Origin of the sequence: Pseudoalteromonas sp. NFXS39, from assembly GCF_040148775.1 — a bacterium.
Lineage (GTDB): Bacteria > Pseudomonadota > Gammaproteobacteria > Enterobacterales > Alteromonadaceae > Pseudoalteromonas > Pseudoalteromonas apostichopi.
In genome coordinates this window covers 318,502-333,101 of record NZ_JAGDEC010000001.1, presented here as the reverse complement: position 1 = coordinate 333,101, position 14,600 = coordinate 318,502, and the positions used below count along the sequence as shown (strand labels likewise).

Here is a 14,600-nt window from a genome sequence, read left to right as displayed (position 1 = left end):
TATTACCTTAATACGTGTTTAGGCGAATTTCTCAAAAGAGCGAACTTCGGTCGTTCATAATTGCTTTTCTATTTCGGCAAAGTATATTGCATGCATAGTCAGGAAGCGACACTATCGCTCGTTTTTATCCTGAGCTAAAAGCGAGAACTCCTGAATTTTAATAACACTGGTAATTAGTTAACAAGTTTGTTAGAAATAATCTAATAAGAAAAACGAGCTACGCTGTGGTAGAAAAACGCGCGATTAGCTCGCTATAAACATGTTACTAAGGAGAGTTAAGTGTCACCGGAAGAAAGACTGAAATATTTTGAAGATAACTACGACAAAATTGCTGAATATCATCTAGGAAAAGGTGAGAAGATACACATTGTTGATGACAGCAAAATATGTAGATTTTGTAAAAAAACAGAACCAGAAGTGACTTTCAGAACAGTAGCGCATGCGGTTCCAGAATTTCTTGGAAACAAGCAATTAATCTTAAAAAACGAATGTGATCAGTGTAATACTTTTGTTTCAAACAATTTAGAAAACAGCCTCGATAAATACACAAAGCCATTTCGGTTAGCTGCTCAGATAAAGGGAAAGAAAAAGGTTCCTACCTATAGATCAAAAGATAAAAAATCTAGATATGAATTTGATCCATCCAATGGCGCAAGAATTATTGATCCCCAAGATAGTGACTTTGCTTCTTTAGATATAGAAAACAAAGAAATACGAACGAAATTTCACCTTGAACCATACATCCCAGCAGCTGTATATAAGTGTCTTGTAAAAATTGCTTTGTCTGTCATTGATAACAAAGAACTTGAACTATTCAGGAATTCCCTTGCGTGGATCATGGACGAGAATCATGAAAAAAGCCTTTGCAAACCGTTAATTGTTCTTAAAACTTTCATCCCTGGTCCCAAACCAAACAACATTCTGACTGTTCTAGTATTGCGCAGAAAATGTGGATCTATAGCATCTCAACATTGTGTATTATTGATTTGCTTTGGTAATGTGGCATACCAAATCATTGTTCCTTCAGATGTTGATGTTGTGCTAAAGCAACAAAAAATAACTTTTACTCGTTTCCCATTACCATTTGAGTTTGGTTGGCCTTATGGGGATGTTGTATTTGATGTTGAAGATCTTACAAGCCATGTAGTCACTAAAGAAAAGGTTCTCCCTATGAGTTTCAGCTTCGATGAAGCGATAGAGCTAGATCCAAACGAGGTTGAGCTATGATGCAATCGAAAGCTAACAAGTCAATCAACTACGCGCCTTTCAGCCGCCGGTTATTGAGGCGTTACCGAGCAGCTGTTTTCACAAGGTAAGAATTATTGATGTTTGGTAACCGAATAGCCGTTGATGGCACAGAGCCGTCCGTCGGCTCTAAATTGTTTTTGTCCAGAGTCGGGTTATATATATAACTCGTTTTGCCCCAAAATGAGTTAACGTAATTACTCTAAAGGTCACCTTTGAGCTATCAGATACAGTGATTCACCTAATGATATTGGCTCTACTCCATAATCTGATATTGCACTAACTTTTATGTTGGTGATGACATAAATAACAGTATTAATATACAGTTTTGTTGTTGTGCTCCCATATTCAAAAAAATGAGCGACTAGCGCATTTTCTTTTTCTGAATACCTTTAGTGTCAATAAAAATATTATAGTTGGCAATGCATTACGTTATTTGTTAAAAATAGATTTATTAATAGATGCGCGACGGGCGCCCTATAAAATTGTTAGCATGACGAGAGAATATGAAACCTAAATCACACACATTATTTCACTTCACAAAAAATATCGAGTTTGTTAAAAATATTTTGCTTGATGGCTTTTGGCCTAGGTACTGCTTAGAGGATTTAAGTTGGTATATTTTTGAATATGATTATATAGCTTTTCCAATGGTGTGTTTTTGCGATATTCCGCTATCTAGAATTGGCGAACATGTAGATTTTTATGGTGAATTTGGGATAGGAGTGACTAAAAAATGGGCATTGGCTAATAATTTAAATCCATTGTCATATGTAGCAAAAAATAGTACGTATTGCTCTTCAGTTAACAACTTATTTAAAAACGTAGATTATAATAATGGTCAAAATGGATATTATGAAGGCTCAGGAAACGATTTAAACCAATTGCTCTCCTTTTTAAAGCCACTAGAAGGGAAAATGTTACTTTCTGGAGCTCCTGTGGATAAAGAGTTTTACCAAGAAAGTGAATGGCGCTTTGTCCCCCAACAAACTGATGTAAAACCTTGGTTGGATAAACAGTCTTATGATAATGCAACAGTACTTGAGCAGTATAATAATAAGACAAAGGAATTATCCTCTCTAAAAATATCTCCAACAGATATTAAATATATCTTTGTAAAGAGTGATAGTGATATACCTGAAATTATTAACTTTATTCAAACCAAGCTTGATAATTATTCAGGAGTTGAACTAAAAATCTTGATGTCTAGGGTTGTGTCGCTAGAAAGTATATCCAGTGATTTGTAACAAGTCATGCTAACAAGCAATTCAACAGGGACAAAAAACTTGCGGGCTATTCGCTTCGCTCAATTTTAGTCCACAAATTTTTACCCGTTAATCGGGCGTTATATGCAAAAGGAAATATCATGTCTAATATCGAAACTATTACCCAAACTCTGATGTCGCAATTTAATGTGAATTACGATAAAGCAAAATCTGTATCCGAGACTTTACTCTCTAACTACCTTCTAAAAGGCAACGATAAGGCTCAGTTCTATCCTTTTTTTGAAAGACACTTTAGTAAAGCTCATACAAGCGCTGGCAATAACATTGATACATATTTAGAGTATATGGTAAGCATGGTTTAGGTGTTTGCATATAACAAGTCGTTCAAAAGGACAAAAAACAGTTGGCTTTTGCTCCTTCGTCGCTAATTTTAGCCAACAATTTTTTGCCTCTTAACGAGACGTTATAAATCACGGAAGGTTTTGTGAAAATTAAAATATTTGGACTCATCTCGATAATTTTTTCTACAGGCGCATTTGCTTGTAATGGTGATGGCGAGTTTAAGCCTTTTATAAAAGTGAGCTTAGAACCAAATGTTAGCTGCAACGACCTCTATGTTTATATCCCCAGCAAATTGAATACTCTTGAATTAAGTGCAGTTACATACACTCTTGATGCTAAAGGTGAAGTTTCAATTCCTTCGATGTATGTCGACGCTTCTGATTTAGGTGATTTTACGGCTAAAGGTTATTCACTCAGTCAATTATGTGCACCTAAGGCTAACTTAGACAAAATAAAGGTTACAGTTTCATATCAACCACCAATTGGTCCAAACGGTGAACTTACCTTTTGTTTATCAAATAAAGAGTTTATGCTTTCGGAGTTAAGTGATTTATAACAAGCCACTAAAGTGTGACTTGTAACAGTTGGCTCGGTTTCGCTTCGCTACACATTTTAGCCAACTGCTACTCGCACCTTAGTGGGGCGTTACTGATTAAATACTCTAACGTGTTTTTGTCCAAAAACAAGTTACTAATCAAAATCTCGCACTAAACAAATAAAAAAGCACGGCTTACTTAAGCCGCGCTTTCTACTCTTTATTCACAATTAAAGTGTGTAGCTAAAGGTTAATTTAGCATTACGCTCTTCTCCTGGCATACCGCCTAAGAACATTGCTTTTGAGTAATAGGTTTTGTTAAACAAGTTATTTAGGTTTAACTGTAGTTTCCAGTCATCTGTTTTATATTGAATTGCGGCGTCGTATACCGTGTAGCTCGGTACGTAGCCATCTGGAATACCAAACGAGGTTGAGTTTGTGCTGCGGTCATCAACATATTGCACGCCTGCGCTAATTGTCAGTGGCTCGGCTAAATCAAACCATTTAGCGTCATAGCTTAACCAGCTGCTTGCTGTTACATAAGGCACACCTTTTTGGCGAGTATCGAAAGATGATGAGTTAGGGTTTTTCTTATCGCGGGCGTCTTGATACACCGCGTTTACGTTAAGTTTCCACTGCTCGTTTAAATCGGCATTTAAATCAAGCTCTACACCTTTGGTTTGCTCTTCACCATCGTAGAAGCTTTTTGGTACTGATGAATCAGATACACCGGCTTCGTAATCTGGGTTGGCATACTCAAGGTTTGTACGGGCACTATCAAATACCACAAGTGATGCTAGTAGTTGATCGTGAAAGGCTTTTACACGCATACCAATGTCGTTACTGACTGACTCTGCGTCATCGCGGTCAGCTTCGTTACCCGACACACTACCAAGCACGCTGTAGGCTGTGCGGCCTTTAGAGTGGTTTACAAAGAACGAAATATCATCGTTAAGTTTGTAAGTTGCACCTAGGTTGTAGGTCATACCGCTGTCTGATGTATCTGCTTCTGGTGTTGGCTCGGCGGCACTAGCGCGGTAGCGCGCATCTACACCAAAGTGTTCGTAGCTTTGTTTAATACGGTTAAACGCAACACCTACTCGGGTTGTGAAGGTATCGTGTATATAAGCAACATGTTGAATACCTACACCCCAAGCTTGAACCTTTTTGTTGTAATCGCTGGTTTTTAGCGGGTCGTAATCATAAAAGCTGCCTTCGCCCCAGTTCGGGTTACGAATATCAAAAATGTAAGGTAATTGACCTTGGTAAATAACCTCTCCATCTTTGTTTTTAATGACCTTGTCGGCATCGTAAATTGAGTATTGTTTAAAACGAATATCGCGGTCTTCGTAGTTGGCGTTTACAAGTAGTTCGTTATCAATACCAGCAAAGCTAAAGTCATAACGCAAGTCAGCAAAGTATTGCCATGATTTTTCGTCAGCTTCTACTTGGCGGTATTCTTGGCGGCGCGCGGCAAATGGGTATAGTACGTCATCAACTACTAATGGAGCGCGCGGGTCGGCATTGATCACGCCATTACGGTTCCAATAAACGTAGTTATAAGCACCCGTTTGGCGGGCAAAGCTTGATTCGTAATTACGGTATTGTAGTTGCTGATTTAAAAATAAATTATCAGTAATGAAGTAGTTATGGGTTAACTTAAAGCGAAGCTCTTCGCCTTCGTTATCATTCGCCATTGGCGAGATAATACCGTTATGGCCAAAGGTGTAAGGTGTTAAGCCATCATTGGCTGCCAGTGAATCTGCTAATTGCTGGCGTTGCTGATCGGTTAGTTGCAGGCCTTTTGCCGTTGCGTCGTTAATTAAATCAGCAGCGGTTACTTCACCTGCGGTTTTACCATTTACTGAGTCGCTGTTAAAAATACGAATAGGGTGGCCAATTGAATCAACGGCAATGGCATCTTTGATATAAGCGGCAGAAATCATGATGTCTTGTTTGTCGCTTAATACGTATTTTAACGCGCCATAAATTTCATCACGGTCGTCTTTTAAGTCGCGGTAGCCATCGCTGCGAGCTGTTTTTGCGTTAACGCGATAAGCAAGGTTTTCGGTTAATGCTGCTGTACTATCAAAGCCTAATGAGTAGCTATCCCATTGACCAAGCTCAGCATTAACGGTGTGCTGTTCAGTAAATTGTGGTTTCTTTTCAATCAGATTGATAACCCCACCTGCGCTACCCATACCATATAAGCCTGTTGCTGGGCCTTTAAGTACTTCTACAGATTCAACATTGGTCATTGAGCGTGTAGGGTTAAAGGTGTTACCTAGGCCTGCACCGCCGTACATGCCATCGTAAGTATAGTTAGCACCTAAACCGCGGATCACTAAGTTATCGCCAATACCGTAGTTATTACCGGCTTGGGTTACACCACTAATGTTACGCACTAAGTCTTGTAAGTTTGTTGCGCCTTGCGAGTTGATAAGCTCTTGATCAACAACCACAACTGGCGCTGGCGTTTCCATTAGGGTCATATTTGATTTAGTGGCAAGGCCAGATTCAAGTACTACACGGTTTTGTTTATCGTAAACGGTAATACGTTCAACTGAGTCTAAATCGTTGGCGGTTGCATTGAATGCGCTTAAGCAGGCTAGGGCTAAAATTGAATATTTGTGTGTCGTCATTATAGGTAATTAGTCGAAGTTTTTCGGCAATGATAATGCGAGTTATTTTCATTTCAAGTTTTATTTGGCTGTTTTAGGTAATTTCTTAATTTATATATAAATTGTTAACAATTGGTTTTATGGTTGGTAATTTTGTTTACGATATAGATACAAGTGAGGGTTGCTGACTTCACTCATGCAAAGCCAGCATGTTAGCTCATTTAAAAACTTTGCCGTCTTTCATAACAAATTGCACATCTTCAAGTACTGCAATGTTTTCAAGCGGGTTGCCTTTAACGGCAATAATATCGGCTAAGAAACCGCTTTTTATTTGCCCAAGTTGATCATCAGCTTTAAGCAGTTTAGCGGTGTTGATAGTGGCAGATTGCAATGCTTGCAGTGGTGTCATACCAAATTCAACCATACGCGAAAACTGCTTCGCGTTATCGCCATGTGGGTAAATCGCCGCATCGGTACCAAATACCATGTTCACACCTGCTTTTACTGCACGGCTAAAGCTATCGCGTTGCTTTTTAGATACTTGGCGTTCTTTGTTGAGGTTTTCTTCTGCAACCCCATTTTGTTCACCAAAGGCTAGGGTGTACTCAGTGTTGTAAATATCCATTGAGAACCAAGTACCGTGCTTTTTAGCAAGTTTAATGGCTTCGTCATCAACAAAACTAACGTGTTCAACACTGTCTACACCGGCAACAATGGCCGCTTTAATACCACTGGTACCATGCGCATGGGCTGCTACAGTAAGGCCACGTAAATGAGCCTCGTCAACAATGGCGCTCATTTCGTCTTGGCTATATTGTTGAATACCGACTTTTGTGCCTTTTGAAAAAACGCCGCCTGTTGCACAAAACTTAATGGCATTAGCACCGTACTTAATGTTTTCACGTACTTTAGCGCGCACGGCCCATGGACCATCAGCAACGCCCTCGGCGGTGTATTTCATTTCTGGTGGCAAACGGTTGTTATCGCAGTGACCGCCAGTAACACCTAACGACGGGCCTGCAGCCCAAATACGTGGGCCAACAATGTCGCCTGCGTTAATGCCATCGCGAACTGCAATAACGCTGTAGCCTTCTGCGCCTAAGTTACGCAGCGTTGTAAAACCTGCATACAGTGTTTTTTCGGCAAAGTGCGCCGCTTTGATTGCTTTACGCGGAATCGATTGACCAATTCGCTCACTGCGCGGCACGGTAGGATCGCTTGTTAAATGCACATGCATATCCATTAAACCTGGCACCAAAGTCAGCTCTGGTAATTGAACATGCTTATCGCCGTCTTTTAAATTCGGCTGTTTATTGCTTTGTACAGCTGTAATTTGACCATTATCTATACTAATGAGTGGTGATTTAATCAGTTTACCTGAATTTACATCTACCATGGCTTTTGCCGATAAGTAGGTTGTTGCATAGGTATTTAAAGAGGTTAGGCAAGTAAGGCCTAGGCTAATCGCAAGAACTGTCTTTTTCATTTTTATTCAAAATTGGTAAGTCGAGTCGCCACTCTAGCAATCAGCCTGCAAAGTGTAAATAAACTGCGATAAGTTACGGCTATACTTGCTAAATAGGGAACTAAACCCTCATAATTTACGCGTACTTAATATAAGGGCAGGGAAAGAATGAAAAACGTAAAACTAACACTACTTAGTTCGGCAGTGATGTTTGCATTACTTGGTTGTAATGAATCAACGCCAACAAACGAAAAACCAACCACTTCGGTGAGCAAACAAGCACCAAGCGCAACGTCAGCCACAGAGCAACTTGATACATTACTAGCAGACTACTTTGAAGCAGGCCTAAAGTTTAATCCAATTGGTGGTACTTACATTGGCCGTAGCGAATATAACGACCAATTTATTGCACCTATTAGTAAAGCAAACCGCGACGAGCAGCTTAACTTTGTTAAAGAATACAAAAACAAACTAGCAAATATCGACAAAGCGCAATTAACGGGTCAGTCATTATTGAGCTACGAAATCCTAGCCCGCGATTTAGACCTTGCGATTGAAGGCGCTCAGTTTCCAAGTTACTTAATGCCAATTAACCAAATGGGTGGGGCGCATAATACCTTTGCTGCATTAGGTTCTGGGCAAAGTGCACAGCCTTTTAACACCGTTGAAGATTATCAAGCATTTGAAAAACGTGCTGATGGTTTCATCGCTTGGTTAGACAGTGTTGAGCAATCAATGCGCCAAGGCATGAAAGACAAAGTCGTTCTTCCTAAGCCGCTTGCTGAAAAACTATTACCACAATTTCAAACTCATATTGTAGAAAAACCAGAAGAGTCATTATTCTGGGGGCCAATTGCTCAGTTACCTGAGTCTTTCAGCGACGAACAAAAAGCACAGCTAACAAGCGCATACTCTGCGATGATCAGCGAGCGTTTAGTGCCGGCGTATCAAAAAATGGCTGACTTTTTAGCTAATGAATATATTCCAAATGCCCGTGAAAGCATTGGTTACAGCGACCTACCAAATGGTAAAGCATGGTATGAGTATCAAATTAAACAGCATACAACGCTGAGCTTAAACGCCGATGAAATTCATGACATTGGCTTAAGCGAAGTATCGCGTATTTTATCTGAGATGAAAAAAGTCAAAGAGACTGTCGGTTTCGAAGGCGATTTAAAAGCGTTTTTTGAACACCTAAGAACCTCAGATGAGTTTTACTACGATACGCCAGAAGAGTTAATTGCTGCGTACGAAGCAGTAAAAGAAAAAATTGATGCTAAGCTGCCGCAAATGTTCGATATTGCGCCAAAAGCGCCATACGTTGTAAAAGCAGTTGAAGATTTCCGCGCTGAATCTGCTGCGGGTGCATCTTACCAGTCGCCAGCACCAGATGGTTCACGCCCAGGTATTTTTTATATCAATACCTTTAACTTAAAAGCACAGCCTAAGTTTTTACTTGAAACACTGTCTATTCACGAAGCAGCGCCGGGTCACCACTTTCAAATTGCCTTGCAACAAGAAATTGAAGGATTACCGCTGTTCCGTAAATTCGGTGGTTACACGGTATTTGCAGAAGGTTGGGCATTGTATGCAGAAAGCTTAGGTAAAGAGCTTGGCTTATTCACTGACCCTTACATGTGGTACGGCCGTTTATCAGATGAGCAATTACGTGCAATGCGCTTAGTGCTTGATACTGGTTTCCATGCGAAAGGTTGGACACGTCAACAAGGTATTGATTACATGTTGGCAAACTCATCAATGGCCGAAAGTGACATTATCGCCGAAGTTGAGCGTTATATTGCATGGCCGGGCCAAGCGCTATCGTATAAGTTAGGTCAGTTCAAAATTCAAGAACTACGTGACTACGCGAGCAAAGAGCTTGGTGATAAGTTCGACATTAAAGCTTTCCATACGCAAGTTCTGATTGATGGCGCATTACCTATGCCAATTCTTGAAGAGAAAATTAAGCGCTGGGTTAACGAGCAAAAGTAACACGCTAAACTTTGCGCGCATGCTGGCTTTACGCTAGAATGCGCGCTGTTTAGGGGCTTTGAGTAATACCATGTTAGAAGATCAATTTTGGCTTAAGCGCTCGCTTGAGCAAATGTCACAACCCGAATGGGAAGCCATTTGTGATGGCTGTGGTAAATGTTGTTTAAACACATTTATCGACAGCGAAGACGAAGATGAATTTACCGCAACGGATCAACTTCGCGAGGGTGAAGAACTCATCTTCACTAATATCGTTTGCCAATACCTAGACAACGACACCTGTGGTTGCAGCGAATATGCGAATCGTCAAACCTTGGTGCCTTCATGTGTAAAACTCACTAAAGAAAACCTCAAAGACATCTTTTTTATGCCGCAAAGCTGTAGCTACCGCCGCCTTTACGAAGGCCGAGGTCTTGCTTCTTGGCACCCGCTACTGAACGGTGGCAGTAAAGACATGATGCATGAGTTGGGTATTTCGGTGCGTGACAAAACAGTTAAAGACTGTGATGTTGACCTAGATGACTTTGACCTTTACGTGGCCGAGTGGCCAACTAGAGACATTGATTAATGAGCGCCCTTAAAGCCAGCATTGGCCTGTTAAATCCAAAAAGCCCAACTAATGTGGGTGGGGTGCTACGTGCCGCGGGTTGTTACAATGCCAAGCAGGTATTTTTTACTGGTAGCCGCTATTTACGCGCTAATAAGTATCACACCGATACTAAAAATGTGCTTGAGCATATTCCACTAACGCAAGTTGAAAGCCTTGAACAAGCAACCCCTGAAGGTGCCACAACGGTGGTGATTGAGCTTGTTGAAGGTGCAACGCCGCTGCCTGAATTTAAGCACCCTGAAAACGCATTTTATGTGTTTGGCCCTGAAGATGGCTCGGTTAGTAAAGACGTGCTGAAATGGTGTGATGAAGTAGTGTATGTGCCAACCATAGGCTGTATGAACCTAGCCGCAACCTGCAATGTTGTGCTGTACGACCGACTTGCAAAGCTCGGTGGTATCGAGAGTTCAAACGACACCATTTGCAATAGTCGAGACACCAACAACTCACTTAAATGGCAACAAAAAAAGAGCGCTAAATAACACTCTTTTTAGATTCAAACTCAAAACTACTTTTTAGTAATTTGTACGTTACTTTCAAGGCCAATACCGTTGTCGGTAATGTCTGTGGCAAAATAAACACCGACAGGTTGGTCGCGTAGCGTATCAAGCTCAGCCATTTCTTCATCAGATAATTGACCCGTTGCAGCAATCGTATCAAGCAAAGGTAATAGGATTTTTTGCACGTCGAATGCCATGTTCACAAAGCCATTTTTAGTGACACTTTGCGACTCTAAAGTCTCGGCAATTTGTGCTGATTTATCGCCCGTGAAAACCACAATATGATTGCCTTTCAGCGCCATTTTAATATCAAAGTTAAGTGGCACTGGCGATGGAATGTATTCATTGATCAACACAGCATCACCATTGGCTGGCAGTTTAATGTTAGCAAGTGGCGGTACAAAACCTTGCGCAATAGAATAAAGGCCATGGGCATCGGTTGCAGATAGAGTAACGATGGCATCAAGCTTATCAATTTGTGGGCCGTTGTAGTCATCAATGGTAAATGCAGCATCTTGAACGCTTACACTCATGCCTTGTACGCCATTTGCAAAACCCGACAGCATAGCAAGCCCAGCAGTACTCACATCTTGCATTTCATTTTGTAGTGCGACAATCGGGCCACAGTTAAACTCAGCTGATTTAATTGCACCGGTTAGCGTATTGGCCAGTGGCAGTACTTTTGCTACATCAATACCATAAGCAAGGCTCATCATTTGGCCATCAAGCTGTGTGGTGTGTTTTGGTACAAAACCCCGCACGGCTTGTAGAGTTTTAAGTAAGTCTTGATCAGTGCTTTGCAGCACTGCTTTTACGTCAAAGTCGGCGTAGTCGGCTGTAATACGTGTTTTTGTTGTGCCTGATACTGTCGCGGGCCATTTAGCGGCAATAGCTGCAATATCATCTTGACACTGTGGTGTTGAAATCGCTGCTAAGGCATTTGATTGCTGCGCTTTATCAAGAAGCTCTTTTAGCATCTGGTGTAAACGAGAGTCTTCTTTGCCTGTTACAGCATTGGCGATGCGTTGATGATCGACAAAGCCAACCGAGTTACCATCAAGCGAGAAAGTTTTAATAAGCTCAGGTAGTTTTTTAGTCTCAGCCAGTGATTGAGCTGGTTTTTCTACGCCAAGGGCAATACGTAAGTCTTGATCGTTAGAAAGCGAGGTAGTCAGCGTTAAGGTAGCCCAATTGTTGTGAGCTGATGCTATTAGGTTGAAGTTATCTAGCCCTTCAAGTTCAATGGCAAAGCGCGTGTAGCTAACGCCTTCAAGGCTTTCTGTTGTATAAGCAATACCTGCTTCATCAGCAGCTTGTTTAATACTATTGATAATACTGCTTTGATCTGCGACCTGAAAGCGCACAATAGGCATTAAACCTTGCGCATACATCATCCCTTTGTAGTCGTCACCAAAGCCCCAAATCGATTTAAAGGCATCGTAAGAGCTCAGTGATTGCTGGTATTTTTCCATCAGTGATGCAAGGAATAGGGCATTCTTATCATCAACTGTTTTAAGCTCAGCAATAACGGGCGTTAAATCGCTAGTACCTTTCATTGCATCTGGCATAAGCGCAAAATACTTGCTGTACGGAAACGGCTTAAGTTGACCATAAAAAACCGCCGTATCTGCTGGTACATAAGCAAGCTCAGGTAAATCTACATCAACACTGGCTTTGTTTTGTGAGTACAACAACGCACCTGCAACAATGGCAATCGCGCCCCCAGCTAGAAGCTTATTATTCATAGGATGAATTCCTTTTTCTTTAATTAGTTGAAAAACATACCATGAAATTTAAGCACTCTCCACTAGAGTGCTTAATAGATTTGTAAGCAATTATGAGTGGTTATAGAAGATCTTCGCCGCTAGGTAATGATGCAAAGGCACCATAACGGCTTACAGCAAAAGCGCCGGCTTTAGCAGCGTAAGCAATGGTTTGTTCAATATTAGCTTGGGTTTGGCAAAACTCTTTAAAGCTTTGTTTGTTTTCACAGTGCTGACCAATTCTAGACAGCATACCGCCAATAAAAGCGTCGCCTGCGGCAGTGGTATCAACCACTTTTGTAGCAGGTGGACTTACTTGCCCTTTAAAGTCAGCATGATAAAAGCTGATTGCTTCACCGCCATTGGTAACAAGCAAACAAGTTATACCTGCCTTTAAAATGGTATCAATGGTATGTTCCAGTGGCATTGCTTGATGGCTCTTTTGATTTAAAAACTCAAGTTCTTCAAATGATAGTTTGACGATATCTGCCAGTGAAATAACATGCCACATTCTATCTAGCGTATGGCGCATGCTTGGCCATAGGTTTTCGCGTAGATTCATATCAAAACTACAAATTGCACCGGCTTTTTTCGCCTGAGTTAAGCCATAAATAGTTGTTTGATAGATGTTGTGCTCAGTGAGACTGTTGCTGCATACATGCATAATAGCGTGACTTGCGAACATTGCATGGTCAAAGTCGTCTACGCGATACAGTAAGTCAGCTGCTGGTGGGCGATAAAAGCTAAACGAGCGCTCGCCACTTTCATCGAGTGATACAAACGCCAGCGCTGTTTTAGCAGCATCAGTGAATGTACAGTAATCAGTGTTGACCGCATGTTGGTCAAGCTCTTGTTTAATAAAGTGACCAAACATATCATCGCCTAACATGCCACAAAAGCTGGTGTTTAGGCCTAGTTTTGCAGCTGCAACAGCCACATTGGCAGGTGCGCCACCTGCGTATTTAGTAAATGATTCAGGTTGTTTACCATCTGATAAAAAGTCGATTAATGCTTCGCCAAAACACACTAAACTCATTATGCATTCCTCAAGGTTAAGGTTCTTAATACTTCGTAGCAGGCACCCATAGTATGATAGTCGGTTTTGCCTGCTGGCGATTTTTCGTCACTGTAAGGCAGATTTTCTGCTGATAAAATACGGTACCAAGCACCATATCGGTGATCTACCATATGTTGCCAACTGTACTGCCAAATTTTTTCGTACCATTGCCAATAGCTTTCATCATTTGTGGCATCAGCGAGTAGGGCTGCTGCGGCTAGTGATTCGGCCTGCACCCAAAAGTATTTATCGCTATCACAAATTTGTTTGTCTGGTGCAAAGCCATAAAAAATACCACCATGTTGATGATCCCACGCAATGCTTAGAGTTTCATCAAAAAGGCTTTTCGCCCTAGTCACCAGCCAAGGTTCATTAATGTGGCGGTTTAAAATAAGTAACAGTTTTGCCCACTCTGTTTGATGTCCAGGTTGAAAGCCCCATGGTCTAAATAAATGATGCGGATCATCTTTATTGTAATCTAAATCAATTTGCCAGTTTTTAGAGTAGTGCTCCCACACAAACTGCTGGCTGTATGCTGCTAGTTTAACTGTGAAAGTTTTGGCAAGCTCTTTCGCGCGCTCTAAATAACGCTGTTCATATGTTGCTTCAAAACACATGAGAAGAGCTTCGCATAAATGCATATTGGCATTTTGCCCTCGATACTCATCTGCACAGCTAAAATCGGCATTTTGTTCATCTAAATAGGCATTATACTTTGGTTCAAAATAGTGTTGCTCTAATAAATCCCATACTTGTGAGATAGTATTTTTACAGTCGCTAACACCAGCTTTTAAAGCAACTGCATTGGCAAGCATTACAAAGGCAAGCCCATAACAATGGTTGGTATCGTCTAAAACACTCACTTTGCCGTTGTTATCTTGTTTTATAAGCCAAGCGTAACCACCGGATGCTTGCTTATGGGCATGTTCAAGGTGGGCTAAACCATGTTTAGTGAGGCTTAAATATTCAGGGTCTTTGAACTCGATGTACGCCATTGCGTAGTTAAAAACAAAGCGTGTACTCGATACTAAATGGCGAGTGTGTTTATCGTAAATCGCGCCATTATTTTTAAAAAACTGATAAAAACCAGCTAAGCCATGAGCTGAATAATCAACACAGTGTGGGTGATAAAAAGCAAGCGTATCTTGGATATGCTGCTTAAGAAAAGCAGAGCTTTTAAAGTTAACTGTGGCCATGGTCTATCAATAAATCTGTGTTCATCTTGCAACTATAGCAGGAAATAG

Annotated in this window: 12 protein-coding genes; 7 read left to right on the top strand and 5 right to left on the bottom strand. The window is 41.0% G+C overall.

The window, feature by feature from the left end; translation table 11 throughout:
* The first annotated feature begins 279 nt into the window (after positions 1-279).
* The 4 genes from J3455_RS01445 to J3455_RS01430 all read left to right on the top strand — a co-directional run bounded on the left by J3455_RS01445 (position 280) and on the right by J3455_RS01430 (position 3,369).
* Positions 280-1,227, top strand: coding sequence for an HNH endonuclease (locus J3455_RS01445; RefSeq protein ID WP_349560843.1), 948 nt, complete (start codon positions 280-282; stop codon positions 1,225-1,227).
* Positions 1,228-1,751: 524 nt separating this feature from the next.
* A complete protein-coding gene (locus J3455_RS01440; RefSeq protein WP_349560842.1) occupies positions 1,752-2,492 on the top strand; it encodes an abortive infection system antitoxin AbiGi family protein in 741 nt (246 codons plus the stop codon).
* Positions 2,493-2,611: 119 nt separating this feature from the next.
* On the top strand, positions 2,612-2,833 hold the full coding sequence (locus tag J3455_RS01435) for a hypothetical protein (RefSeq protein WP_349560841.1): 222 nt from the start codon (positions 2,612-2,614) through the stop codon (positions 2,831-2,833).
* Positions 2,834-2,955: 122 nt separating this feature from the next.
* Entirely contained in the window at positions 2,956-3,369 is a 414-nt protein-coding gene (locus J3455_RS01430) for a hypothetical protein (protein WP_348709037.1), read from the top strand.
* Positions 3,370-3,578: 209 nt separating this feature from the next.
* Here the strand turns inward: J3455_RS01430 and J3455_RS01425 are convergent, their stop codons facing one another.
* The gene (locus tag J3455_RS01425) at positions 3,579-5,990 is read right to left on the bottom strand and encodes a TonB-dependent receptor (RefSeq protein WP_349560840.1); all 2,412 of its coding nucleotides are present in this window, start codon (positions 5,988-5,990) and stop codon (positions 3,579-3,581) included.
* Positions 5,991-6,186: 196 nt separating this feature from the next.
* Positions 6,187-7,455 (bottom strand): Xaa-Pro dipeptidase, encoded by a 1,269-nt coding sequence (locus J3455_RS01420; protein ID WP_349560838.1) that lies wholly within the window; start codon positions 7,453-7,455, stop codon positions 6,187-6,189.
* Positions 7,456-7,602: 147 nt separating this feature from the next.
* Here J3455_RS01420 and J3455_RS01415 point away from each other — a divergent pair, with 147 nt between their 5' ends.
* From J3455_RS01415 to J3455_RS01405, 3 genes are all read left to right on the top strand, one after another.
* The gene (locus tag J3455_RS01415) at positions 7,603-9,426 is read left to right on the top strand and encodes a DUF885 domain-containing protein (protein ID WP_256853855.1); all 1,824 of its coding nucleotides are present in this window, start codon (positions 7,603-7,605) and stop codon (positions 9,424-9,426) included.
* 70 nt (positions 9,427-9,496) lie between these two features.
* Entirely contained in the window at positions 9,497-9,994 is a 498-nt protein-coding gene (locus tag J3455_RS01410; protein ID WP_054552059.1) for a YcgN family cysteine cluster protein, read from the top strand.
* Positions 9,994-10,518, top strand: coding sequence for an RNA methyltransferase (locus tag J3455_RS01405; protein ID WP_256853854.1), 525 nt, complete (start codon positions 9,994-9,996; stop codon positions 10,516-10,518). Before J3455_RS01410 ends, J3455_RS01405 begins: the two co-directional genes overlap by 1 nt.
* A 26-nt stretch (positions 10,519-10,544) precedes the next feature.
* On the opposite strand, the gene J3455_RS01400 is transcribed toward J3455_RS01405, so the two are convergent.
* The 3 genes from J3455_RS01400 to J3455_RS01390 all read right to left on the bottom strand — a co-directional run bounded on the left by J3455_RS01400 (position 10,545) and on the right by J3455_RS01390 (position 14,552).
* Positions 10,545-12,281: a hypothetical protein gene (locus J3455_RS01400; protein ID WP_349560837.1), complete on the bottom strand. Its 1,737-nt coding sequence runs from the start codon at positions 12,279-12,281 to the stop codon at positions 10,545-10,547.
* A gap of 100 nt (positions 12,282-12,381) precedes the next feature.
* Positions 12,382-13,335: a carbohydrate kinase family protein gene (locus J3455_RS01395; RefSeq protein ID WP_349560836.1), complete on the bottom strand. Its 954-nt coding sequence runs from the start codon at positions 13,333-13,335 to the stop codon at positions 12,382-12,384.
* Positions 13,335-14,552: an AGE family epimerase/isomerase gene (locus J3455_RS01390; RefSeq protein ID WP_349560834.1), complete on the bottom strand. Its 1,218-nt coding sequence runs from the start codon at positions 14,550-14,552 to the stop codon at positions 13,335-13,337. The genes J3455_RS01395 and J3455_RS01390 overlap by 1 nt, the downstream gene beginning before the upstream one ends.
* Between the last annotated feature and the right edge of the window lie 48 nt (positions 14,553-14,600).